The sequence below is a fragment of the Tateyamaria omphalii genome (genome assembly GCF_001969365.1).
GTDB classification, from domain to species: Bacteria; Pseudomonadota; Alphaproteobacteria; order Rhodobacterales; family Rhodobacteraceae; genus Tateyamaria; species Tateyamaria omphalii_A.
On the sequence record NZ_CP019312.1, the window covers coordinates 1,682,117 to 1,707,686 of the forward strand.

The window sequence follows — 25,570 nt, forward strand, 5'->3', positions numbered from 1 at the left end:
GCCAGTGTCCTTTATCGGGTCTGACCTTCCATACCAAACCGATCAGTTTAGAACAGCCCCGATGGGCGATCACTCGTCCATAATCTCGCGCAGACGTCGCGTCTCTGCATCGTTCAGGCCCGCGTCTGCAACGGCTGGCGCGCGGCTGCGCCCACGCAAATACCCAATGCCGATCCCAAGCGCCAAAAGGAACATCAGGGGCCCCGCAGCCCACAGCATCCAATTCGATCCCGACACCCGCGGCGTCATCAAGACAAACTCGCCATAGCGCTCGACAAAGAAATCCACGACCTGCGCATTGGTTTGCCCTGCCGCGACCTGCTCGCGGATCGAGCGACGCGCATCAACCGCCCATTGGGCATTTGACGACGCTACGGATTCCGACTGACACACCACACAGCGCAACGCGTGATCCAATTCGCGCGCCTGTGCCTCAAGCGCGGGGTCATCCAACATCTCCGTCGGGTCCAGCGCGAAGGCTGCCGAACTTAGCACCAGCCAGATAAGAACCGCCAGCCGCCTCATTCCGCAGGCACCGCAGAGTCCGATTGCGGCTGCTTGCGCGCGCCAACCGCCACACGGAACCGTCTGTCACTCAGTGACAAGAGCCCGCCTAGCGACATCAGCGCACAGCCAATCCAGATCCAGTTGGTTAGCGGCTTGATATAGGTGCGCACGGCCCAGCCGCCGTTCACCTGTTCGTCCCCGATCACGACATAGACGTCGCGGGCAAGGTCGTAGTCGATCCCCGCTTCGGTCGTGGGCATCTGTGCCACGGGATAAATCCGCTTTTCGGGGCGCAGCTGCGCGATCTCTTCGCCGTCTTGCGACAGGGTGATGAACGCCATCGTTGATAGGTAATTCGGCCCCTCCACATTCTCGACCGCGTCAAGGGTCAGGTCATAGCCACCGACGTTGAACTGTTCCCCAACCTGCGCCACGCGAATGTCTTCGGATTGCCACGCAGTCAGCCCAGCGACCCCGATCATCGTCACACCCAGGCCCGCATGGGCCACCGTCTTGCCCCAGTCTGCCCGCGGCAAGCGCCACAAGCGGGCGAAGTCAAACTTCTGACCCGTGCGCGACGCCAGATCAACCATCGCCCCCATCACCAGCCACGTGCCCAAAAACGCGCCCAACGGTCCGGTCAACGGCTTGCCCGTGTTCATCGCCCAGGCCAGCCCACCAAAGGCCAGCGCCAGCACGAACACGTAGCGCAATGGGCGCATGGCCCGTGCCATCTGCCCCCGCTTCCAAGGGATCATCGCTCCAACGGGCAGGATCAGACCAAGGATCACCATGAACGGCGTGAACGCCATGTTGAAAAATGGCGGCCCGACACTCAGCGTCCGATCAAAGAACATCTCGGCCACGAGCGGCCACATGGTGCCGACAAACACGACAAAGCAGCTGACCGCCAAAAGCGCATTGTTGGCCACAAGTGCGCTTTCGCGGCTGACCACGCCGAAAACGCCGCGCGCCTCCATCACCCCTGCGCGCAGCGCAAACAGGATCAGCGCACCGCCCATGAAAAAGCCCATGATCATCAGGATGAACACGCCACGCTCAGGATCATTCGCAAAAGCATGAACCGAGGTCAGCAGACCGGACCGCACGATAAATGTCCCGATCAACGAAAAGCCAAAGGCAAGGATAGCCAAAAGAATGGTCCAAGCCTTAAGGCTTTCCCGCTTCTCCACGACAATCGCTGAATGCAACAGCGCAGCGGCAAGCAACCAGGGCATAAACGAGGCATTCTCGACCGGATCCCAGAACCAGAACCCGCCCCAGCCCAGTTCGTAATACGCCCACCAGGATCCCAGCGCGATCCCGATGGTCAGAAACACCCACGCCGCCAGTGTCCACGGCCGCACCCAGCGACCCCAGGCGGCATCCACGCGCCCTTCGATCAAGGCCGCTACGGCAAAGGAAAACGCCATGCTCAGACCGACGTAGCCCAAGTACAAAAATGGCGGGTGAAATGCCAAACCGGGATCCTGCAACAGCGGATTCAAATCCTGCCCGTCAAAAGGCGGCACGGCAAGGCGCAAGAACGGGTTCGATGTGAACAATATGAACGCCAGAAACGCGACACCAATCGCCCCCTGAACGGCCAGCACACGGGCCCGCAGGGTCGGCGGCAAATTATTGCCGAACCACGCCGCCATCGCCCCAAACAGCGCCACGATCAGCACCCAAAGCAACATGGACCCTTCGTGATTCCCCCAGGTCCCGGAGATCTTGTAGATCATCGGCTTGGCCGAATGGCTGTTCAACACCACCAGCCGCAGCGAAAAGTCAGACACGATAAAGGCCCACATGAGCGCCGCAAAGGAAAAGGCAATCAGGATAAATTGCAGCGACGCCGCAGGCTCCGCCACCGCCATCCAGCGCGGGTCTCGTCGCCACGCTCCGATCATGGGCACAACCGACTGCACGATTGCGATCAGAAAGGCGAGGACGAGGGCGAAGTGACCGAGCTCTGTAATCATGTGTTTGTTATAAGATGTGCTGCGCCCCTCGCCAATGCCTCTGCCGCATATGTCGCATCACTAATGCGCCAGTTGTCCCTTTCTTCTGGCCGAAAATACTTCGGGGGTTTGGGGGCTGGCCCCCAATCACAGAATGGCGTCGCGCAGCGGCCTTTGGATCACGCGACGTTCCGCCACTCATCCAATGCCGCGTTTTGTCCCTGCACCAGCGACACGACAGTCAAATTCGCATCCCCATCAGTGGCTGCTGCGCCAATCCCGTCGTGACGCATTTTCCGCAGGGCCGAGACATTCTCCATCACTCGCGGCACATGCGCCATCGTCTGCACGATCTCGCGCTGGAATTGCTGTGCCTTCACCTGATGCCGCGCCCCAAAATAGAACGACACGATAACACCCAGCAGCCACCAAAGCGGCTCCGGCACCAGCGCAATGCCCTGCATCCGTTCGGCAAACCACAGGGGCGACACCATCGCCGACACAAACAACCCCAGCGTCCCAAGGGCCAGCGCCGGACGCGGCAGGCGGTTCACGCCATCCATCACCCGGTCAAACCAGCCCTGTCGCGGCACAGCAAACTCGGCGCCAAATTCGCGCATGGCGGTCATTTGCACCTCATGTGCACGCGCCGACCCGGCCTCGGCATTCTCGCGAAACACCTCGACAGTGTCACGCACCACATTCCGTTCGCCGCCAAACAGCAACCCCAACAGTCCGCCCATCATCCCCATGCCGCAACCCTTTTCAGAAACTGCGCGTCTGTCAGGTGAAAGCGCGGCGCGATAAACTCCTCCGCCCGCTTGATCCACCCCCCCTTGCCGCCGGCCCGACTGCGCGCGTATTTGCGGCTGGCCGGACGATTGTCAGCGATGCGGAAGTAATAATTGCGCCGCGCAATCCCATATGCGTCCACCAAATGATCCGGCGCCGCGGCAAATGCAGCTTGCGTCGCACCAATGCTCTGCGGCCCCAGCGCACCATCCACGGTCACACTCTGCCCCATCGAATTCAACAACCGCTGCAGAATCTTGATCGCGTTGCCACCTGCATTCACATACATATCGAAAACCGTCGCGTGCAACGGTTCCGGCAGATCGCCAATCCGCGGCCGTTCAAAGTAATGCAGCACAAAGATATCTACGGCCTGCGCCCGGCTCAGCCGCCGCACATCGCGCACATCCACATCGCCATTGCGGTCCAGGTCAAGCCCAAGCCGCTGCATCGTATGAATGGTCACCCCGAAATTCGTGGCCCCGCCCGGATCATCCGGGTCATTCACAAAGCCGCCCTCGCGGCCCACAATCTCTTCTGCAATCTCACGCACATCCTGCATGTCTTCACCCCATGGCGATTCATGGGGCAACACTGCTGCGATGTAGGTTAACGGACTTTAACGCAACCGTACGCTAGGTCTCGGGGTCCTGGTAAACGCCCTGTTCCTTCAGCGCATCCACAACTTCCGAGGGCATATAGGTCTCGTCATGTTTCGCAAGGATTTCAGAGGCTTCAAAGACGCCATTGATGTATTGACCAGTGCCAACCATCCCCTGATTTTCCTCGAACAGATCAGGCAACACGCCGGTAAAGACCACGGGGACAGACGCGCCCCCATCAGTCACTTCAAAGCGAATCGAAGCCCCCTCACCGCGGACAAGCGACCCTTCGGCCACAAGCCCCCCGATGCGAAACACCTCGTTCGGACCCGGAGGCTCCGCCATGATCTGGCTTGGTGCACGGAAAAAGTTGATGCCGTCGCGCATCGCATAGCCGATCAGCACCGTCGACACGGTCAACGCAACCGCCGCCAGGGCGATGATCTGAATGCGTCGCTGCTTCTTCAGGCTCTTCATCGGGTCACATCATGGGAACAGCGGGGCCATCATGAGCCCCTCAACCTCATTTATACCTAACATCAGATTTGCGTTTTGCAACGCCTGCCCAGACGATCCCTTGGTCAAGTTATCGAGGGCGGCAACCACAACCGTCCGCCCAGGCAACCGGTCCGCCGCCACGCCAATGTGACAATAGTTCGAACCACGCACATGCCGGGTCGACGGCACCTCACCCATGGGCAGCACTTCGATAAACGGCTCGTCCTGATAAGCAGACGCGAGCGTATCCAGAACCGCCTGTGCCTCCGCTTTGACATAGGCCGTACCCAAAATCCCCCTATTTGCAGGGATCAAATGCGGCTGAAACTGGATACGCACCTCCCGACCAGCAACCTTTGAAAACTCCTGATCGAACTCGCCCAGGTGCCGGTGCGACCCGCCGGTGGCGTAGGCGTGATAGCCCTCGGACAATTCCGCATGCAGCAGGTTTTCCTTCAACGCCCGGCCTGCACCCGACACGGCGGCCTTCAAATCCAGAATGATGTCATCCAGGTCAATGACCCCAGCCTCGATCAAAGGCCGCAGCGCAAACTGCCCCGTGGCCGCATTGCACCCGGTGCCCGCCACCAAACGCGCCCCGGCAATCTCGTCCCGATAAAACTCGGTCAGGCCATAGACGGCCTCGCCCTGCATCTCGACCGCAGCGTGCGGATTGCCATACCATTTCTGATAGGCCTCGGGATCCCGCAGCCGGAAATCAGCACTCAGATCCACGATCCGCAAATCCCGCGGCAGGCCGGAAATCACCTCCTGGCTGGTCTTGTGGGGCAGCGCACAAAAACACAGGTCAATGCCCGTCCAGTCGATCTGGTCAAAGGCCACCATTGGCGGCAGATCCAGATGCCGCAGATGTGGATACACCTGCGCAACCGCCTGACCGGCCTTAGAGAATGCCCCCAAAGCCTTGATTTCAATGGAAGAGTGCCCGGCAATCAACCGGATCAGTTCAGCGCCCGTGTAGCCGGAAGCGCCCAGAATAGCGATGTTATAGGTCATGTCGGTCTTCTTGAATAAGGTGTCAGATCAGGCGGATTGAAACGTGATCTGTCGTCGCAGGAACTGCGTAGCGCGCTGGCTGACGGTCTTGGGATCGCCCGTGGTCAGAAACCCGGCCTTGCCGGTGCCCATCTTGTCCGGGTGACGTTCCAGATAATCCGCAAGGCTCTCACCCACCAAGCCTGCCTGCGAATACACAGCCACATCTTGGCCCAGCGCATCCTGAAACTCATGCTGCATCAGCGGGTAATGCGTACAGCCCAGAATGGCCGCCTGCGGCTCCGGCATCTTGCGCTTCAGCGCATCCACATGGGACCGCACCAGCGCATCGGCCAGGATCATGTCGCCGTCTTCAATGGCATCGACAACGCCTCCACAGGCCTGCGCCTCCACATCGACACCAATCGCCCGAAAGGCCAATTCGCGCTGAAACGCGCGTGAGGCCACGGTCGCAGGCGTCGCAAATAGCGCCACATGCTGCACCGCCACCTCTCGCGGGGGCGAGTTGTCGCCCCACTGGCGCTCTGTCAGCGCCTCGATCATCGGAACGAACACGCCCAGCACCCGCTTGTCGGTGGGCACCCACCTCTCCTGCATCCGGCGCAACGCGGCGGCAGAGGCGGTGTTGCACGCCAGGATCACCAGATCGCAACCGGCATCAAACAGGCGCTGCACCGCGGCTGTCGTCAACTCATAGATGTTGTCGGCCGTCCGGACGCCATAAGGCGCATTGGCACTGTCGGCGAGGTACACGAACTCAACATCCGGCAGCCGCTTTTGCGCGGCGTCCAGCACTGTCAGCCCGCCCAGCCCGGAATCGAAAATACCAACTGCCATGTCTATCGGACCTCCTTGGGTCCTGTGCGCTCAGGCCCCTGGCCAGCGCGTATCCTCGAACTCGTAGCCAAGGTCAAAGCTTTTGACCGGGCCCGGTGCCAGCTCATAGGTGCTTTTTCGGAGGAATTCCATCATGGCTTTGGGATCTTTGGACATCGGGTCCAGAACATCACGATTTATCGGCTTGCCAATGGCCACTTTCACGGGCGTGTCCACCCGCTCACGAAACTCGCGGATCATCAGTCCCATGCGCAACGTGTAGTGCATATGCGACGCGATCTGGAACAAGCGACTGGTATGCCCCTCAAAAAACACGGGCACCACGGTCGCGTGCGACTTTGCGATCATGCGGGCGGTGAAGCCGCGCCAGTTGGGATCCATCGGGCGCGACAACGGCTTGGCGGCCGTGCTTACGGTACCGCCAGGGAAAATACCGATCGCACCCCCCTCGCCCAGATAATTCAGCGACGCCTTGCGCGTTTCAATGTTCAGCCTGACCGCCTCTTTGGTCTCATCGAACGAGATGGGCAGGATAATCCGGTTCAGGTCTTCGGCCTTGCGAAACACCCGATGCGCGAGAATGCGAAAATCGCCCCGGACGGTGGACAGGATGTGGCCCATCATCAACCCGTCCAGAATGCCATAGGGATGGTTTGCAATCAGGATCAGCGGCCCCTCTGTGGGCACATTGGCAAGGCTGCCGCCAACCACGTCCAGGGTGAGCCCGTACCGCTCGACCATCACCTGCCAGAAATCGCGGCCCGCAGCGACTTCATCCTCATACCCCTTGGCGCGTTTGATCAGACGCAGCCGTCCGGTCGAATTTTCCATCAGTCGGATCATCGCGCGGCCACTCTTTGTCTCCGCAGAATGGGCATAACTGATTTCGCGGGCGGTCTGGCGTTGGCTGGCTGTCATCGACTTTGGCAAGGGCTCGTTAGTGGTTGGCGCCTATTTATAGGTGGTAGCGCACCCTGCCTAGCCTTTGTGACACAGGTGTGACGTTTATTCCGCCGCCTTTGACTGAACCGCACCACCCCCACGGATCACGGACAAAAGCTCTTCGCGCCGTTTGGCCGCCTTTGCCTCATTCGCCTGCTTGACGGGACCAAAGCCCCGGATGTCCAACGGCAGCGCGGCCAGCGCCACAACGGCTTCCCGCGTGTTGTCGCTGATTTGCGGCAACACGGCCTTCATATCCGCCTCATACTGCTTGATCAGCGCGCGCTCCATCTTGCGCTCCTCGGTGTAGCCAAAGACGTCCAAAGGCGTCCCCCGCAGCCCCTTCAACTTCGCGAGCAGTCGGAAGTTACGCATCATCCCCGGACCGTATTCCTTCTTCACGGGCCGCCCATCCGGCCTCTCTTTCGAAAGCATCGGCGGCGCGAGATGGAACTTCATCGTGAAATCCCCCTCGAACTGCTCCCGCGCCTTGGCCTCCGTCTCCAGATGCAGGCGCGCCACCTCGTACTCGTCCTTGTAGGCAAGCAGCTTGTGATAGCCCTTCGTCACGGCCTCTTTGACAGCAGCATCGTCGATCCCGTCCACCAGCTTGCGATAGCGCTTGGCCAGTCGCTTCGACTGATACTTCAACAGATGATCGGCGCGGAACGCGATCTTCTCCTCCAAAGATTTCGGCAACTGGATCACTTTCGGCTCCGCCACCCGCGCCGCATCCTCTGCATGCAGCACCGCCCAGCGCCCGATATCAAAGGCGCGCTTGTTGCGCTCCACCGCAGCCCCATTTAGATCAATGGCCGCCATAATGGCCTCAAAGCTGAGCGGAACGAGCCCCCGCTGCCACGCCGCCCCAAAGATCATCATGTTGGAAAAGATGCTGTCGCCCATCGTGGCCTTGGCCAGATCGGACGCATCGAACATATCAACCCGGTCCCGCAACCGCGCCTCAAGCGCAAGGCTCAGCCGCTCTGACGGCAACGCAAACTCTGTATTCCGCGTGAAGTCACCCGTGATGATCTCATGAGAGTTCACAACAGCCCCAGTCCGCCCCGCACTGGTCAGACCCAAGGTCTTCGCGCCAGCAGAAACAACCAGATCACCGCCAATCAACGCGTCGCACTCACCGGTGGCAACGCGAATAGCACTGATATCCGCCGGATCATTCGCCAATCGGCAATGGATATGCACTGCTCCACCCTTCTGGGCCAGCCCCGCCATCTCCATCATCCCGGCCCCCTTGCCGTCGATATGCGCCGCTTGCGCCATCACGGCACCGATGGTCACAACGCCGGTGCCGCCAACGCCCGTAATGACCACGTTCCACGTCCCATCAATCTCCGGCAGTTCGGGCATCGGCAGATCAGGCAGGTCCAACTCGGTTGTCGCCGCCTTCTTCACCTGCGCACCTTCCAAGGTCACAAAGCTGGGGCAGAACCCCTTCACGCAGGAAAAATCCTTGTTGCAGGACGACTGATCAATCGCCCGCTTCCGACCCAACTCGGTCTCCTTTGGCACAATGGAAACACAGTTCGACTGCACCCCACAATCGCCGCATCCCTCGCACACGTCCGTGTTGATGAACACCCGCTTGTCGATGTCCGGGAACGTCCCGCGCTTGCGCCGCCGCCGCTTCTCTGCTGCGCAGGTCTGGACGTACACAATGACGGACACACCTTCCGTCTTGGCAAACCGCTCCTGCACAACCTGCAACTCGGCCCGCTCATGGGTCGGCACGCCAGACGGAAAGCGCGACACATCCACCTCTTCCTTGTCGTCATAGACCACGGCGACGTGTTCACATCCCATCGCCCGCACTTCATCGACAATACGGTAGGGATCAAGACCGCCCTCATTCCCCTGCCCGCCCGTCATGGCGACGGCGTCGTTGTAAAGGATCTTGTACGTGATGTTCGTGCCCGCCGCCAAAGCCGCCCGAATGGCCTGCACACCCGAATGGTTGTAGGTTCCGTCGCCTAGGTTCTGGAATACATGGTCGCGCTTGGAAAACGGCGCCTCACCAATCCAGTTGGCACCTTCGGCCCCCATGTGGGTATAACCGATCGTTTCGCGGTCCATCCATTGCACCATGTAATGGCAGCCGATCCCAGCATAAGCACGCGAGCCATCCGGCACCTTGGTTGACGAATTATGCGGACAGCCCGAACAAAAATACGGCAGCCGCGCCGCGATATCCTCGGCATTGTCCGACCGGCGCGCCTCGTCCAGCTTGGCCAGCCCCGCCTTGATGCCATCAGTATTGCGGCCTTCCTCGACCAGAATACCGCCCAACTTCTCGGCAATCAGGATCGGATCAAGCGCGCCACGGGTCGGGAACAACTCCTCGCGGTGCATCGACCCGGCACCACCCTTGTACCAGCCGTAAACGCGCCGCCCCCGCCGGTCGTCAAAGATCGCCTCTTTGATCTGCACCTCGATCAGCTTGCGCTTTTCCTCAACCACGACGATCAGGTCCAGGCCCTCGGCCCAGTCATGGAAGCCCTGCATATCCAGCGGGAACGTCTGCCCAACCTTGTAGGTCGTAATCCCCAGCCGCTCGGCCTCGTTCTCATCAATGTTCAGCAGGTGCAGCGCATGGACCAGATCCAGCCAGTTCTTGCCTGCCGCGACAAAGCCGATCTTGGCACCCGGCTTGCCCCACATCCGCTTGTCCATATTGTTGGCGCGCGAAAACGCCTCCGCGGCAAAGCGCTTGTGGTCGATCATCCGGGCTTCCTGCTCGGTGGGCGTGTCGACCAGGCGAATGTTCAACCCGCCCTCGGGCAGCGCGTAATCGGGCACGGTCAGGGACAACCGATGCGGATCGCCGTCCACAACACTCGTCGCCTCCACCGTATCCTTCATTGTCTTCAGGCCAACCCAAAGTCCCGAAAACCGGCTCAGCGCCCAACCATAAAGGCCAAAATCCATGATCTCCTGCACACCGGCAGGCGACACAACAGGCATGTAGGCATCAATCAGCGCCCATTCCGACTGGTGCAGCACGGTCGAGCTTTCGCCGGTATGATCATCCCCCATCGCCACCAGCACGCCACCGTGCTTGGACGACCCGGCCATATTTGCGTGCTTGAAGGCATCCCCCGACCGGTCCACACCCGGCCCCTTGCCGTACCACAGGCCAAAGACACCGTCATACTTGCCCTCGTCCCGCAACTCCGCCTGTTGCGCACCCCACAGGGCGGTGGCAGCCAAATCCTCGTTCAGCCCCGGCTGAAAGGTCACGTCATGCGCGGCAAGCTGCTTCAACGCGCGGGTCATCTGCATATCAACGGCGCCCAGCGGCGATCCGCGATAGCCGGTCACCAACCCCGCGGTGTTCAACCCGGCCGCCACATCACGCGCCTTCTGCATCAGCATCAGCCGCACCAGCGCCTGCGTGCCGTTCAACAGAACCGGGCTCTTTTCCAGATCATACCGGTCGTTCAAGGAAATCTTTTGCGTGCTCATCGCTGGCCTCCCCTGCCGAGATCAGTCTTGCATATCTTTCAACCTATAATAGGTCACATATGCTGACCTGCACAGAAAAATTTTTGTTATTCCAAGGTTCCGGTTGGCAGGGCCATGTGAAATACGAAGATTTCGCTTATGTTGGCGGTAACGTTACGGAAGTGGTGCGGATGGACTGGGACAAGTTACGAATATTTCACGCGGTCGCGGACGCGGGCAGCCTGACTCATGCCGGTGACAAGCTGAACCTCAGCCAATCGGCAGTGTCGCGCCAGATTCGCGGGCTCGAGGAATCGCTGAATGCCACCCTGTTCCACCGCCATGCGCGCGGCCTGATCCTGACCGAACAAGGCGAATTGCTGTTCGACGCCACGACGGCCATGAACAAGCGGCTCGACACCGCCAGCGCCCGCATCCGCGACAGCGAGGAAGAGGTGTTCGGCGACCTGCGCGTCACCACCACCATCGGCTTCGGCACGCTCTGGCTGGCGCCGCGGCTGGTGAAACTCTACGAACAATACCCCGACCTGCGCGTGGACCTCATGCTTGAGGAACGCGTGCTCGACCTGCCCATGCGCGAGGCCGACGTGGCCATCCGCATGAAGGAGCCCAGCCAGGCCGACTTGATCCGCAAGCGGCTGATGACCGTCAAGATGCAGCTGTTCGCAACCCAGGCCTACCTGGACGCCAACGATACACCCGAAACCCTCGAGGATCTGATCGAACACAGGCTCATCTGCCAAAACGTGAATTCGGCCCAGGTGGGCGCAGGCAGCAGCCTCGTCCAACATCTTTTGACATACGAGGTCCGGTCGCTTCTGACGGTCAACAACTACTTCGGCGTGCTGCAGGGCGTGCTGCAAGACCTCGGCCTGGGCATCCTGCCCGACTACGTGTCGCTGGATGATCCGCGACTCATCCGAGTGCTACCTGAGATTGAATCGGCCGACGTGCCCGTTTTCCTCGCATACCCGGAAGAATTACGCCAATCAAAGCGGATCGCCGCCTTCCGCGACTTCGTGCAGGAAGAGATCATCGCCTACCGTAAGATGCTGCGGCAAAAGGAAAATCCCCAAGGCATGCAATAACCGCATACCAGCCATGCCAAGGCCCGTACATAAAATGCCTTGATCGGTGGCAAACGCATCCCTAACTCGCCTATTGAAGAGACACGGCGCAGATGCGCCATCTTCATACCTCCCTGTTGGACTGGGCCGAGCTTCGCGCTCGGCCTTTTTTTGTGTCTGCCGCCCCCAAGCGTTTCCTTGCAACAATCGACGCGCTCGCGCACTGTGTCCTAAAACAAAAGTGCGCCTGGGGACATTTATGCCAAAGCATATCACATACGCCGTCTGGCGTGGCCTGTTTGCCGTCCTGATAGCGATCAGCCTGCTCACGAACCCCTTACAGGCGCAATCCCTTGTCAGCACAACATCCACAGACCGCGAAACTGCCGTCCCTGATCTACCCGACCCACTGACGGAGGACACGGCAAACGCGCTCATCTCCCGGCTCAGCGACAGCGAGGTACGCGCGCTCCTGCTGGATCAGCTGAATGCCCAGGCCACCAACCCGGACGACGACACGGACGAGATCGAGGATTTCATCTACCACCTGACCAGCGGCGCATTCGCGCAGATCACCATCGCTCTGCAACGGCTGCCGCTGCTTGTCACTGAACAGGCCCGCGCCTTCTCCACCTTTGGCAATTTTGTCGGCACCAACGGCTTGCTCGCCATCGCGGGTTACTTCTTGATGGTGCTTCTGGGCGCCTTCGCCATTGAGTTTGCCTTTCGCCGCCTCATCCGCGGATGGCTGGTCCTGCCGCCGCGCCGCGCGGATTCCCAAAGCATGCGCGAAGCCATCGTGCCCCTGGCAAAACGCCTGACCAGCGAAATCGTGTCGGTCGCCGTCTTTATGTTCGCCGCAGCCCAGATCACGCGGCTGGCCGTGCCCGCCTACTACCACCCGTTCTTCATGCTGGTCGGGCCCTGGCTGATCGGGCTGCCGCGCATGTCCGCCGCCGTGGCCCGCTTCTTCATGGCGCCCAACGCGCCGGACTACCGGATCGTGTCAGCCACCGACACCACGGCACGGGCCATGGTCTTCCACATGTTCTGGCTGGGCATGGTCATCGGCATCGGCCAGGTCATCGTGCCGTTCAACGTCGCCAACGGCGTGCCCGTGGGCGAAACCCGCATCGGCGCCTGGGTCAATTTCGCCGTGCACCTCTATGTCGCACTCCTCTTCTGGCGCTACTGGTCCGAAAGCATCGACATGATGCGCGGCGGCTACAACGACCTCAGTCCGGCAGAGGACTGGATCGCACGCGCCTACCCCTATTTCGGCATCGGCGTCGCACTCGCGACCTGGTGGATCGTGAACATCGTCGTCAGCTACGAAAACTTCGCCCTGCTGGAGGGCATCCCGCAATACAAAACCCTCGCACTCCTCACCTTCGCCCCGGCGATGGACACAGCCATTCGCGGCCTCGTGCGGCACCTCGCCCCCCCGATGACGGGCGAAGGGCCGGTGGCGGAACGGGCCTACGTCTCCACCCGCCGCTCCTATGTGCGGATCGGGCGGGTGCTGGTTTTTGGCATCGTCCTTATGGCCGTGGCGTCTTTCTGGGACATGTCACCCACGACACTGGCCAACGCAGGCGTCGGCGAACGCTTCGCCGCCAACCTGATGGAGTTCCTGCTGATCATCGCCATCGGCTATCTGGTGTACGAGGTCGTGTCGCTCATCATCAACCGCAAGCTCGCGGCGGAAATGACAGCGTCGGGCTACGACCCCAACGCCGAAGAGATGGGCGGCGGCGATGGCGGCGGCGCGGGCGGGTCGCGGCTCTCGACAGTCCTGCCCCTGATCCTCGGTGTCAGCCAGGCCGCCATCATCGTGCTGTTCCTCCTGCTCGGGCTCAGCAACGCAGGGGTCGACACCACACCGCTTCTGGCCGGTGCCGGTATCGTCGGCCTCGCCATCGGCTTCGGCGCCCAGAAACTCGTCACGGACGTGGTGTCGGGCATCTTCTTCCTGATCGACGACGCCTTCCGCACCGGCGAGTATGTCGCGGTCGATAGCACCATGGGCACAGTCGAGAAGATCTCGATCCGGTCCATGCAGCTGCGCCACCACCGTGGCCCCGTCCACACGCTCCCCTACGGAGAGATCCCCAAGATCACGAACTATTCCCGCGACTGGGTCATTATGAAACTACGCTTCACCGTCCCCTTCGGCACCGACCCCAACAAGGTCAAGAAGATCTTCAAGACCATCGGCGCCGAGATGATGGAGGATCCGCTGTTCCAGGATGACTTCCTGCAACCGTTCAAATCCCAGGGCGTTCTGGAATTCGATGACGTGGGCATCGTGATGCGGGGCAAGTTCATGGCCAAGCCCGGCACGCAATTCACCATCCGCAAGGAACTGCTGACGCGCGTGAACAAACAGTTCGAGGAAAACGGCATCGACTTCGCCCGGCGCGAGGTGCGCGTGGCGATCCCCGGCCTTGACGACCACGACAAGCTTGACGAGGCGGACAAGGCCGCCATCGCAGCAGCCGCAACCGAAGCCGCGCAAGAGATGGTCGAGGCGGCACCGGGCGCTGGCAAGCCGGGCGACTGACGCAGGGGCAAGCATAGCCGACACAATGATGTGACCCGCTTTGCCTTCGCACAAAAGCGCGCCACCTTTCCCGTCATCACCAAAGGGAGACGACCATGCACCTCACAAAACGCAGCGCTGCCCTGATGATCGCCGCCGCCATGACCTTGCCCGGCACCGCACAGGCCGATCTGTCCGCCGCCGACATCACTGCCCTGTCAAACGGGTCCAAGGGACGCGTGCTCGCGTCGGATGGCGCCGTTCTGGGGACCATCGACGGGCTCAACTTCTCGGGTGACCGCGCGAAACTCTTCGTGCTGACCCGCGGCGGCAACATCTTCCGACGCACCGGCGGCAAGGATATCGTGGTCACAACCACCCAGGGGCAACTCACCCGTCAAGGCAGCGATCTGATAATGGACGCCGACGCACAGCGGGTGCGGATCAAGGCCAACAAATCCTTCACCGACGACAGCTCGCCCATCACCATCCTCTTGATCGGCCCATGAACCCGAACCGAATAAACCGGACGGCCCATGCGTTATCAGTGCAGAACGCAATCAAAAGGACCCCAGACATGACATCTCTCGCAACAGTCGCCAAACGCAGCCTCGTCGCCCTTACCCTCAGCCTTGCCGCCGCAACAGCCCAGGCCGACCTCACCGCCAGCGAAGCGGCACAGGTCGAAAAACTGCGTGGCACGGGGGTCTTTTCCTCGGACGGCGCACTCGTCGGCCTGATCGAAGGGGCGTCCATCAGCGGCGACCGCGCCGCTTTGTTCCTCACACCGGGCAGCGGCGACGTCCTCCGCCAGCGCGGCAAGGACATCATCATCCGCACCAACACCTCCGAACTGTCCCTGCGCGGCACCCAGATCATCCTGAACGCAGACGCACAGCGCGTCCGGACCAAAGCCTTCGTGCAGAAAGAAGATGACGATCAGGTCACGGTGACCCTTCCTCGCATCTGATTGCCCAAGCGGCCAGCGAAATAGTCAGCCTCCGGAGCGTACCGCGCCGGAGGCTTTTTTGCGTCCGCACCACCGCAGCCTTGCCTCGCCACGAAGCGCCATGCCCGAACGTCCGGCCCGACTCCCCCAAACGCCGAAGTACGCCTTAGGTTCCTCTGTTTTTATGGCTTTTTTTGGCAAGTTTTTTGGAACGATCTACGCCATCGTTTGGTTGTGTTCACGAAGTCAGACATTAGAAAAGGAGACTGACAATGACACGCAAGATCGCACTGATCGCTTCGACCGCACTGGCCCTGTCCGCCGCACCATTGCTGGCAGAAAACGCCACCATCTCATTTGACCCGACCAACACGCTGGCCGGCCAAGAGGATCGTGTGAGCACGATTTCTGCCATCGAAGGTGGCAACGTGGTGACATCCGACGGCGTTCTGCTGGGTCAGATCGAAGAATTTTCGATCAATGACCAAGACCGCGCCGTGGTCCAGATCGACGTCGAGGCGGGACTGCGCTACGATGGCGACACCATGCTGCTGATGATCGACCCCGAGCACGTGACTGTGGCCAACGGTGGTGTGGCCGTCGAGCCGACCAATGACGAGCTGTTTGCTGCTATCGGCCAAGGGGGTCAGAACTCCGCTGGCGCGCTTGAGATCGACTTCAAGTAAGCAAAGATCTCGCAATCAGGTTGATTGCGCATTGATCAAGCCGCTCTGCCCCGCGCAGAGCGGCTTTTTTCGTGTCAACGCAGGCGAAGACGGTGCCATCCAGCAACGCTTCCACGCTCTTGCTGACGCAATTATCACGTGCGCGCGACGCGGGCTTTGAGCATCCGGTGCGCGTGCCCACTTCATGCGCAACACAGACCGAAAGGATGGATCATGCCCCGTTTCAAAACGACACTGAAAACTCTTGCCGCCGTCGCTGTTGCCAGCTTTGCCGCCACCGTCAGCAACGCCGCACTCACGGCGGACGACATCCAGACCCTCGACGGCAAGAGTGGTATCCGCGTCTACTCCGCAGATGGCGATTTCGTTGGTGTGACAAACGGGTTGCGTCTGAGTGGAGAGCGCGCGCGTCTCTTTCTTTTGCCGCGTTCGGGCTCGATCTTTCGTCTCAGGGGACGCGACGTGATCATCACGACAAAAACCGACCTGATGACGCGGCGGGGCAATGATCTTGTGCTGGATGCAGATAGTTTGCGGTTGCGGATCAAGGCGCAAAACCCGGCCTCCGATCAAGATGGCGCACTGACCATCCTGCTTTTGACCTGATCGTGTCCGGCGCTGCGCACTGATCATGCGCGAACACGCGCGCTGGATCCGCCTCGACCGGAATGATAAACCCGCCAATGAGGCGCGACCGCACCGGATCGTGGGTCAGTCTCCGCAGATTTGGTTAAGTTTTGCGAAACGCACCGCCCGCATCGCCAAGCCATTGTGTCCAAAGGACGATCACATGGCGGTTAAAACGGCGCAAACAGCCCGCACGCCTTGTCCCCGCGGGGACAAACCCTTTCCCCCCGCCCGTCCCTGCTCTAAAGAGCGTGCCAAAGCCGGGGGACGACACATGCAAGAGCCGAAAATCACCGAAGATCTGATCGCCAGTCACGGGCTCAAACCCGACGAATACGACCGCATCCTCGAGATCATCGGACGCGAGCCCACGTTCACGGAACTCGGCATTTTTTCTGCCATGTGGAACGAACACTGCTCGTACAAATCCTCCAAAATCCACCTCAAGAAACTGCCCACAACCGGCCCCCAGGTGATCTGCGGCCCCGGTGAGAATGCAGGCGTTGTGGACATCGGCGATGGCCAGGCGGTCGTCTTCAAAATGGAAAGCCACAACCACCCCAGCTATATCGAACCCTACCAGGGTGCCGCGACAGGTGTGGGTGGCATCCTGCGCGACGTCTTCACCATGGGCGCCCGCCCAATCGCCTCCATGAACGCCCTGTCCTTCGGCGAACCCGACCACCCCAAGACCCGCCAGCTGGTCCACGGCGTGGTCGAAGGCATCGGCGGCTACGGCAATGCCTTCGGCGTGCCCTGCGCAGGCGGCGAGGTCCGCTTTGATCCGGCCTATAACGGCAACTGTCTCGTCAACGCCTTTGCCGCAGGTCTCGCCGACGCCGACAAAATCTTCTACTCCGCCGCCTCCGGCGTCGGCATGCCCGTCGTCTACCTGGGCGCCAAAACCGGCCGCGACGGGGTCGGCGGCGCGACCATGGCCTCGGCCGAGTTCGACGACACGATCGAAGAAAAACGCCCCACCGTTCAGGTCGGCGATCCCTTCACCGAAAAGCGCCTGATGGAAGCCACGCTTGAGCTGATGCAGACCGGCGCCGTCATCTCGATCCAGGACATGGGCGCGGCTGGCCTGACATGTTCCGCGGTCGAGATGGGTGACAAGGGGGGGCTCGGCGTCAAGCTGAACCTCAACGACGTGCCCGTGCGCGAAGAGAACATGACCGCCTACGAAATGATGCTCAGCGAGTCTCAGGAACGCATGCTTATGGTTCTCAAGCCGGAGCTTGAGGCCGAGGCAAAGGCAGTCTTCGACAAATGGGACCTCGACTTCGCCATCGTGGGCGAGACGCTTCCCGAAGACCGCTTCCTGATTGAACATGACGGCCAGATCAAAGCCGACCTGCCCCTGTCAAAACTCGCCTCCGAAGCCCCCGAATACGACCGCCCCTGGGTGCCCACGCCCGAGGCCGGTCCCCTCGGGGACATCCCTGCCATCGACCCCATCGACGGGCTCAAGGCACTGCTCGCCAGCCCGAACTACGCCGCAAAACAATGGGTGCATGAGCAATACGACACCATGGTCATGGCCGACAGCGCGCGCACACCGGGCCTCGGCGCCGGGATTATGCGGGTGCACGGCACGGACAAGTCGCTGGCTTTCACCTCGGACGTCACGCCGCGCTACGTAAAGGCCAACCCGGTCGAGGGGGGCAAGCAGGCGGTGGCGGAAGCCTATCGAAATCTCACCGCCGTGGGCGCCAAACCTTTGGCAACGACGGACAATCTGAACTTCGGCAACCCTGAAAAGCCTGAAATCATGGGCCAATTCGTCGGCGCGCTTGATGGTATCGGACAGGCCTGTTCCGCGCTCGATATGCCCATCGTGTCGGGCAACGTGTCGCTCTATAACGAGACCGACGGTGCGGGCATCCTGCCAACACCGACCATCGGCGCTGTGGGCCTGATCGACCACCCGGACAACATTATTGGCGGCGAGGTGCGCGACGGCCATGTGGCCCTTTTGATCGGCCAGTGCGGCGGGCATCTTGGACAGTCGGCGATCCTTTCGGAAGTGTTTGGGCGTACCGACGGGGACGCGCCGCATGTCGACTTGGACGCTGAGAAGCGGAACGGGGAATTCATTCGTGATAACAGGCACTTGATCAATGCCTGCACCGATCTCAGCGATGGTGGTCTGGCGCTTGCAGCCTTTGAACTGGCCGAAGCGGCAGACGTTGGCGTATGGATTGATGCGAGCGAAATGGGCAGCTTCTTTGGCGAGGATCAGGCCCGCTATCTGGTGGCCTGTTCGTTCGACAAGGCCGAGGCACTGATGATCGCGGCGGGTCGCGCTGGCGTGCCCATTGTGTCGGTTGGTAAGTTCATGGGGGACACAGTCTGGATGGGCAACTCCTCCGCTCCGCTTGCCGAACTGCGCGACATCTACCGCTCCGCTTTCGCCGACACTTTTGCCTGAACCTTGGTTTCGGAGCCCCCCAGGCCGTCTGCATGCATACGACCTGGGGGGACGGAACGTTTTTGCCAGCAAAACACCTGAAGTCCAGCACCCGGTTTTTCGGGACTGTGGCGCCACAGATTTTTCTATGGAAAAATCGCCTTCCGCCACCGTCGACATGGGCGCGGGGCATGCCGCCGTAAGGCGCGCGTTTTTACAACATCCCCAACAGCCGGTCCCGGTCGCCGACGTCGTCGCGACGGGAAATCACCTGGGCCAGCTCTTCGATGGAGGCGATGGAATGACCGGCGCGGAAACTGTCGACATGCGGCAGCATTGCCGCGATGCCTCGGGCGCGGGGGGCGAAATCTTCCCAACGTAACAAGGGGTTGATCCAGATCACGCGGCTGGCGGAGAGGTGCAAGCGTTCCATCTGCCTGGCCAGCGCATCGGGGTCGTCGCGGTCGAGGCCGTCTGTGATGAGCAGGACCACGGCGCCCTGCCCCAAGACGCGGCGGGACCATTGCTTGTTGAAGGCTTCCAGGCAGGACCCGATGCGTGTGCCACCCTCCCAATCCTGCGCCTCGGCGCCCGCCGCTTTCAGGGCCGCGTCGACGTCGCGGTGGTCGAGATGGCGCGTGATGTTGGTGAGGCGGGTGCCAAAGGTGAAGGCGTGGACACGTGCCCAGCCCGCCCCCTTTGCATTCGCCACCGCATGGAGGAAGTGCAGTACGACGCGGGAGTATTGGCTCATGGAGCCGGAGATGTCGCAGAGAGCGACAAGGTTGGGGTAGCGGGCCCGGGGCGTTTTCCATTTCAGGTCGCGCATGTCCCCACCCTGCCGCATGGCGGCCCGCAGGGTGCGGGCGGGATCGACGCGGCCCATGCCTGCGGCGCGCGTGCGGCGGGTCGGCATCGGGTCGACGGGCAAGGCCATACGGGAAAGCATGGCCTTGGCCTGCGCCATTTCATCCGTGCTCATCTGCTCGAAATCGAGTGTCTTGAGCTGTTCCTCGGCGCTCATCGTCAGGGAGGCGTCGATTTCGATCTCGGTCCCGCCCTCTTCCATCTCCGGCAGGTCGATGTCGTCGCCTGCACCGTCGAGCAGCGCCTCTGCCGCGCGCTTTTCAGCGGCTTGCGCGCTGCGGTCTTCCTGTACGCCGCGCACCGCCGGAAGCATGGCGGCCATCATATGTTCGAGGTAGCGCGGGTCGCGCCAGTAAAGCCGGAAGATCTGTGCAAAGACCGCACGGTGTTCGGGTTTCGAGACGAAACAGGCGTGAAGGGTCCAGTAGAAGTCGCGCTTTTCGGTGAAGCCCGCCTTGGTCACTGCCGTGATCGCATCCATGACCCGGCCCGTGCCGATGGGCAGGCCCGCGCGGCGGAGGGCGCGGGCGAAATGGGTGATGTTCCCCGCGAGTTTGGGGTTTTCGGGAAGTTCGAGCGGGGCGTATTCAGGCATGTGTTGGACCGGGGGCCAGCCCCCGGACCCCCGTGGTATTTTTGGTCAGAAGAAACATCAGGCCGGTTCGAGCGAGGCTTTGGCCTCGTCCAGAAGGCGTTTGGCTTCGGACCCTTGAAGTTTCTGTATGTCGTCCTGGTATTTGAGGATTGCGCCGAGCGTGTCGGCAATAACCTCTGGGCTGAGCGTGATGACGTCGAGGGCCAGCAGGCATTTGGCCCAGTCGATGGTTTCGGCGACGCCTGGCTTTTTGAACAGGTCTTCGGTCCGCAGGCGTTGGACGAAGGCCACCACCTCGCGGCTGAGTTCGGCGGCGGCTTCGGGGGCGCGGGCCTGGAGGATTTCCATTTCGCGGTCGAAGTTGGGATAGTCGACCCAGTGGTAGAGGCAGCGGCGCTTGAGCGCGTCATGTACCTCGCGCGTGCGGTTGGAGGTGAGGATGACGATGGGCGGCTCCGGCGCTTTGATCGTTCCGAGTTCCGGGATTGTGACTTGGAAGTCGCTGAGGGCTTCGAGCAGGAAGGCTTCGAACGGTTCGTCCGTCCGGTCCAATTCGTCGATCAGCAGGACGGGAGCGCCGTGTTCGTCTGGGCGCATGGCGTCGAGCAGCGGGCGTTCGATCAGGTAGTCGTCGGAGAAGAGCTCCGCTTGCAGGGCTTTGCGGTCGGCGCCACCTGCCGCTTCGGCCGTGCGGATGGCCACCATTTGGGCGGGGAAGTTCCACTCATAGACGGCCGAGGACGCATCGAGCCCCTCGTAGCATTGCAGCCGGATCAGGCGGCGGTTCAGCGAGGCGGCAAGGGCCTTGGCGATCTCGGTCTTGCCGACGCCTGCTTCGCCTTCGAGGAATAGCGGTCGGCCCAGCGACAGGCTCAGGAAGACGACCGTGCCGAGGCTGCGGTCGCAGACATAGCCCTGCTCCGCCAGCATGGATTGGACGGCGTCGATGGAGGTGGGTGTGTGCATGGCGTGGTCCTTCCCTTCGCTCCAACCTGCATCCTCTGGGTCTGTCGTCAAGGGCTGCTAAAGTCGTGCGCGTTGACGCGATTCGCTTGAAATGGCATGGTGTTAACGCAATGAAAAAGAGGTTTGCGGCATAAGCCACGTGGACCCACGGGCACAGGGGCGGCGGGCGATGGACCCATCAGACAAGGCGGGCGTGACATGCGCGTAACGGCGGTGACTTGCGTGAAGAACGAGGGGCCGTTCCTGTTGGAGTGGATCGCCTTCAACCGTTTGATTGGTGTGACCGACCATCTGTTTTATTCCAATGATTGCACAGACGGGACCGATGCGTTGCTGGATGCGCTGGCCGCGCGTGGCTTTTGCCAGCATCTGCCCAACCCCGCCGAGGGGCGCAATTACCAGATGGAGGCGCTGAAGGATGCGCGCCGTCAGGACATCGTGACCGGGGCCGACTGGGTCTGGGTTGCGGATGTGGATGAGTTTCTGAACATCCATGTGGGCGATCACACCATCCCGGCCTTGATCGAGGCCTGCGGCGATCCGCAGGCGATTTCGGTGAGTTTTCAATTCTTTGCCAATGATGGGGTCGATGAGTTTGTCGATAAGCCGGTGATCGAACAGTTTAACCGGTCGCACAATCCCGATCTGTGGTGTGGGGAGGCGGCGATTGAGGTGAAGTCGTTGGTGCGGAATGATTTCCCGCTGCAGTATTACGGCGCGCACCGGCCCTTTCAGAAAGGCAAGGCGCGGCCGGACTGGACCGATGGGTCCGGGCGCAAGGTGCCGCACAGGTTTTTGGTGGCGGCAAACCCGCGACGTATCAGGCGCTTTCCGGCGCAGGGGGCACGGGAGATGGCGACGCTCAATCACTATGCGCTGCGGTCGCTCGACAGCTATCTGGTCAAGAATGATCGGGGCGACGTGAACCGGGAGAACCGGGCCTTTGACGACACCTATTGGCGCGAGCGGAACGATCCGGCGTGGGAGGACAAGAGCATTCAGCGCTATCTGCCGGACCTGAAAAAGGCGCTGGCGGAGCTGAAGAAAGACAAGGAGATCAAGGCGCTGCATGACCACTGCGTTCGCCTGCACATCGCCAAGCGGGATGAATTGATGACACAGCCCGAATACCAAGCGATGCAGGCGCAGTTGCGCGCGGCCTCGACCCTGCCGCCGCAGGAAGAAGCGATGTTGATCGAGCTGGGGCTGGTGGGGTCTGTGATATGACGTTGAAGGTGGTGAACCTTGGCCTGCCCAAGACGGGCACCACGACGCTGGCGCGGGCGCTGCGGCGGGCGGGGCTGCATGTGGCGGACCATCGGATCAGGCCCCGCCAGACCGAAAATGCGCAGCTGCATGACGCCTTTGTCGCCGATCTGCTCTATCGCGGATATTTTCAGACGGGCGATCCAGGTTTCTATTTCGACGGCTTCGACGCCATTTCCGAGATGAGCGTGCTGCGCGAGGGACGGTCGCTGTGGCCGCAGATGGATTTTGGCCTGATCATGGCGCTCCGCAAACACAATCCCGGCGTCAAATTCCTTGCCTCGAACCGCGACCCTTTCAACATGTCGCAAAGCATGCTGGCGTGGTCCGATCTGGGTACCGCGCGCCTGCCTGCAGGCAACATCCCCGGCCTGCCCGAAGGGTTCGGCGAGACCAGCGTCGAGCGGATGCAGTGGATCGAGGCGCATTATGCCCATCTACGCGCCATCTTTCGCGGTGATGACGATTTCCTGGAATATGACGTGGCCGACCCTGCGGCGCGCGACCTGATCGGAGGGTTCCTGGAGATGCCGATCCACTGGTGGGGTCGTACCAATGTGAACAAGTTGAACGAGGTTGCGTGATGCACATCCACCTGCATATCGGTCTGGAACAGGTGGGCGCCGATCGTCTGCAAAATGTGCTGGCGGCCAAGCGTGATCAGTTGATCGACAAAGGTGTGCTGTATTCGCGCGCCTTGGGCAACAAGAACCACACGCGGCTGTACATGGCGGTGACGGAGGCCGCGCATATCGACCCGCTGCGCTACAACCGCGGCTACATCACTGCCGACAAGCAGAAGGTGCTGCATGACGCCGTCGGCGCGGATCTGGCCAAGGAGGTGGCGCAGTTTTCGCCGGATCACCTGATCCTGTCGGCCTCGCAACTGGGTGTCAGCCTTGTGACCCGGTCCGAGCTTGAGCGGTTGAAGGCGCTGCTGACGCCGGTGTCGGAAAACATCCGCATCGTGGCCCATATTGATGAACCGGCGAAACTGTTGGCGCGCCACTATGCCGAGCAGATCATGGAAGGGCGCGGCACGTCGCTGGCGCAGGAACTTGCGCTTGCAGGCACCGGGACCTGGTGGGCCGACGCCCTGACTGCCGCGCCGCGGATCAATCCGCAGGCGGGTGTGTTCATCGAAAATCAGGCGGCGCCCTGTTGGCTGGACTATGCGGCCCTTGAACGGCACTGGAATGCCGTGTTCGGGAACGGCGCGTTGACCTTCAGAGCTTATGATGCGGAAGGATTTGCAGCTGAGACGGTGACGGACGAGTTGCGCGCGGCGTTCCAGATTGACACTGCGATTGGGAAGGCTGCGAAAGCGCCGGTGCCGCCCGAGCCTTCCGCCGCCTGGCTTGCACGCGGGCGACAGTTGAACGATCTGATTTTACAGGTGTTGGCCAAGGAAAAGCGCATTCTGCCCCGGCAATTGTGGCGGTCTTTCATCGGAGACATCCGGGTTGAGGGCGATCCAATTGATCCGGCCTCGCTGTCTGCCATTTCGAAAACCTTTGCCGACCAGAACAAGGCCATCGCGAAGGCGCACGGGCTGCCCGCATCCCTCTTCAAGGCACCGCGGGCCAAGAAGGCTTGGATGGAGGCGGACCCGACACGGGGCTTTCGCGCCTCGCAATACCTGCTGGGATTCATGTGGCGTATCGACAAGGCCACGCAGGACGAGCGCAAGACCAAGGCCGCCGATCTGGCGCGTCTGAACGGCAGCGTACCCGCTGCTACGTCCGCTTCGTCCCCTGCGGACGGTCTGACCGATACGGCCCGCGCGCTGTTGCCGCCGCTGGCCGTGCAAAATTTCCGGAAGCTGCGCACATCACCCTTTGCGCCGCATAACAGGCTGGGCGCGGTCAACGAGGAGGAGTTGGCTGCTGCCTTTGCCCCCATTGAACCCCGAAAGCTGCCAAAGGGGTCAACCGGCAACGTCATCGTCGGCTGCATGAAGAACGAGGCGCCGTATATCGTCGAATGGGTCGCCTATCACCGCGCCATCGGCGTCGACAATTTCCTGATCTACACCAACGGGTGCGAAGACGGCACGACCGAAATCCTGGATCGCCTGCAAGATATGGGGATCGTGCAGCATCGGAGCAACGAGGATTGGAAGGGCAACTCGCCCCAGCAACACGCGCTGAACCAATCGCTGAAGGAACCCGTGATCAAGAACGCCGACTGGATCATCCATATCGACGTGGATGAGTTCATGAATGTGCGCACCGGCAACGGGACATTGCAGGATCTGTTTGCCGCGGTGCCCGATGCGACGAATATCGCCATGACGTGGCGCCTGTTCGGTCATAACGACGTGATCCGGTTGAGCGACGATTTCGTCATCGACCAGTTTGATCGCTGCGCCCCGAAATACTGCCCCAAACCGCATACCGTCTGGGGCTTTAAGACCATGTTCAAGAACATCGGCGCCTATGAAAAGATCAGCTGCCACCGCCCGAACAAGCTGAAGCCCGGGAAGAAGTCTGCCGTGCGCTGGGTGAATGGATCCGGCAAGGATATGACCAAAGAAGCCGCCGAAAACGGGTGGAGAAGTTCGAAAAAGTCAATTGGCTATGACCTGCTTCAGCTGAACCACTACGCGTTGCGGTCGGCGGAGAGCTTTTTGATCAAGCGCCAGCGCGGTCGCGCGCTGCATGTAGATCGGTCCATCGGGATCAATTACTGGATCCGCATGGACTGGTCCGACTTCCGCGACATTACGATCAAGCGCAACCTGCCGCGCCTGCGCGCCGAATACGACACGCTGATGGCCGATGCCACGTTGGGCAACTGGCACGAAAAGGGCCTCGCATGGCACCGCGCCAAGGCGAAGGAACTGCATGCCAATCCGGAATTTCAGGACCTGTTCGACCAGGCCCTCAAGGTCAAATTGACCGAGACCGAGCGGGTGGCTTACGCCCTCGCCCTCGACATGGAGAGCTAA

Annotated in this window: 21 protein-coding genes; 10 read left to right on the plus strand and 11 right to left on the minus strand. The window is 61.2% G+C overall.

Going from position 1 to position 25,570, the window contains the following annotated elements; translation table 11 throughout:
• Positions 1–69 precede the first annotated feature (69 nt).
• From BWR18_RS08385 to BWR18_RS08425, 9 genes are all read right to left on the minus strand, one after another.
• Entirely contained in the window at positions 70–525 is a 456-nt protein-coding gene (locus tag BWR18_RS08385; protein WP_076627552.1) for a cytochrome c-type biogenesis protein, read from the minus strand.
• Positions 522–2,492, minus strand: a complete 1,971-nt coding sequence (locus BWR18_RS08390; RefSeq protein WP_076627553.1) for a heme lyase CcmF/NrfE family subunit — start codon at positions 2,490–2,492, stop codon at positions 522–524. The genes BWR18_RS08385 and BWR18_RS08390 overlap by 4 nt, the downstream gene beginning before the upstream one ends.
• Before the next feature lie 158 nt (positions 2,493–2,650).
• The gene (locus tag BWR18_RS08395) at positions 2,651–3,223 is read right to left on the minus strand and encodes a holin family protein (protein WP_076627554.1); all 573 of its coding nucleotides are present in this window, start codon (positions 3,221–3,223) and stop codon (positions 2,651–2,653) included.
• A complete protein-coding gene (locus BWR18_RS08400) occupies positions 3,214–3,825 on the minus strand; it encodes a holin-associated N-acetylmuramidase (protein ID WP_076627555.1) in 612 nt (203 codons plus the stop codon). Before BWR18_RS08400 ends, BWR18_RS08395 begins: the two co-directional genes overlap by 10 nt.
• 73 nt (positions 3,826–3,898) lie before the next feature.
• Complete coding sequence (gene ccmE, locus BWR18_RS08405; RefSeq protein ID WP_076627556.1) at positions 3,899–4,342, minus strand: cytochrome c maturation protein CcmE; 444 nt, start codon at positions 4,340–4,342, stop codon at positions 3,899–3,901.
• Positions 4,343–4,351: 9 nt separating this feature from the next.
• The gene (argC, locus tag BWR18_RS08410) at positions 4,352–5,380 is read right to left on the minus strand and encodes an N-acetyl-gamma-glutamyl-phosphate reductase (protein ID WP_076627557.1); all 1,029 of its coding nucleotides are present in this window, start codon (positions 5,378–5,380) and stop codon (positions 4,352–4,354) included.
• Between the two features lie 27 nt (positions 5,381–5,407).
• Complete coding sequence (murI, locus tag BWR18_RS08415; RefSeq protein ID WP_076627558.1) at positions 5,408–6,217, minus strand: glutamate racemase; 810 nt, start codon at positions 6,215–6,217, stop codon at positions 5,408–5,410.
• 30 nt (positions 6,218–6,247) lie between these two features.
• The gene (locus BWR18_RS08420) at positions 6,248–7,135 is read right to left on the minus strand and encodes a lysophospholipid acyltransferase family protein (RefSeq protein ID WP_076627559.1); all 888 of its coding nucleotides are present in this window, start codon (positions 7,133–7,135) and stop codon (positions 6,248–6,250) included.
• Positions 7,136–7,222: 87 nt separating this feature from the next.
• Positions 7,223–10,642 (minus strand): indolepyruvate ferredoxin oxidoreductase family protein, encoded by a 3,420-nt coding sequence (locus tag BWR18_RS08425; RefSeq protein ID WP_076627560.1) that lies wholly within the window; start codon positions 10,640–10,642, stop codon positions 7,223–7,225.
• Between the two features lie 170 nt (positions 10,643–10,812).
• Between BWR18_RS08425 and BWR18_RS08430 the strand changes: the two genes are divergently transcribed.
• The 7 genes from BWR18_RS08430 to purL all read left to right on the plus strand — a co-directional run bounded on the left by BWR18_RS08430 (position 10,813) and on the right by purL (position 18,947).
• Positions 10,813–11,730, plus strand: a complete 918-nt coding sequence (locus tag BWR18_RS08430) for a LysR family transcriptional regulator (RefSeq protein WP_076630203.1) — start codon at positions 10,813–10,815, stop codon at positions 11,728–11,730.
• Between the two features lie 238 nt (positions 11,731–11,968).
• Positions 11,969–14,272: a mechanosensitive ion channel family protein gene (locus tag BWR18_RS08435; protein ID WP_076627561.1), complete on the plus strand. Its 2,304-nt coding sequence runs from the start codon at positions 11,969–11,971 to the stop codon at positions 14,270–14,272.
• A gap of 95 nt (positions 14,273–14,367) precedes the next feature.
• Positions 14,368–14,760, plus strand: coding sequence for a hypothetical protein (locus BWR18_RS08440; RefSeq protein ID WP_076627562.1), 393 nt, complete (start codon positions 14,368–14,370; stop codon positions 14,758–14,760).
• 68 nt (positions 14,761–14,828) lie between these two features.
• Complete coding sequence (locus tag BWR18_RS08445) at positions 14,829–15,221, plus strand: hypothetical protein (RefSeq protein WP_076627563.1); 393 nt, start codon at positions 14,829–14,831, stop codon at positions 15,219–15,221.
• A 251-nt stretch (positions 15,222–15,472) separates the two neighbouring features.
• Complete coding sequence (locus BWR18_RS08450; RefSeq protein ID WP_076627564.1) at positions 15,473–15,886, plus strand: hypothetical protein; 414 nt, start codon at positions 15,473–15,475, stop codon at positions 15,884–15,886.
• Positions 15,887–16,099: 213 nt separating this feature from the next.
• Entirely contained in the window at positions 16,100–16,492 is a 393-nt protein-coding gene (locus tag BWR18_RS08455) for a hypothetical protein (RefSeq protein ID WP_076627565.1), read from the plus strand.
• Positions 16,493–16,787: 295 nt separating this feature from the next.
• Positions 16,788–18,947 carry a phosphoribosylformylglycinamidine synthase subunit PurL gene (gene purL, locus BWR18_RS08460; protein WP_076627566.1) on the plus strand — a complete coding sequence of 720 codons (2,160 nt, stop codon included), beginning with the start codon at positions 16,788–16,790 and terminating at the stop codon, positions 18,945–18,947.
• Positions 18,948–19,140: 193 nt separating this feature from the next.
• Here the strand turns inward: purL and BWR18_RS08465 are convergent, their stop codons facing one another.
• Together BWR18_RS08465 and BWR18_RS08470 are read right to left on the minus strand one after the other, a co-directional pair.
• Positions 19,141–20,388 (minus strand): vWA domain-containing protein, encoded by a 1,248-nt coding sequence (locus tag BWR18_RS08465; RefSeq protein WP_076627567.1) that lies wholly within the window; start codon positions 20,386–20,388, stop codon positions 19,141–19,143.
• Between the two features lie 57 nt (positions 20,389–20,445).
• Positions 20,446–21,354, minus strand: a complete 909-nt coding sequence (locus BWR18_RS08470) for an AAA family ATPase (protein WP_076627568.1) — start codon at positions 21,352–21,354, stop codon at positions 20,446–20,448.
• Between the two features lie 198 nt (positions 21,355–21,552).
• Here BWR18_RS08470 and BWR18_RS08475 point away from each other — a divergent pair, with 198 nt between their 5' ends.
• Genes BWR18_RS08475 through BWR18_RS08485 form a run of 3 tightly spaced genes read left to right on the plus strand, consistent with a single transcriptional unit; the run spans position 21,553 to position 25,570 of the window.
• The gene (locus tag BWR18_RS08475) at positions 21,553–22,581 is read left to right on the plus strand and encodes a glycosyltransferase family 2 protein (RefSeq protein ID WP_076627569.1); all 1,029 of its coding nucleotides are present in this window, start codon (positions 21,553–21,555) and stop codon (positions 22,579–22,581) included.
• Positions 22,578–23,204, plus strand: a complete 627-nt coding sequence (locus BWR18_RS08480) for a sulfotransferase (protein WP_076627570.1) — start codon at positions 22,578–22,580, stop codon at positions 23,202–23,204. The genes BWR18_RS08475 and BWR18_RS08480 overlap by 4 nt, the downstream gene beginning before the upstream one ends.
• Positions 23,204–25,570 (plus strand): glycosyltransferase family 2 protein, encoded by a 2,367-nt coding sequence (locus BWR18_RS08485; protein WP_076627571.1) that lies wholly within the window; start codon positions 23,204–23,206, stop codon positions 25,568–25,570. Before BWR18_RS08480 ends, BWR18_RS08485 begins: the two co-directional genes overlap by 1 nt.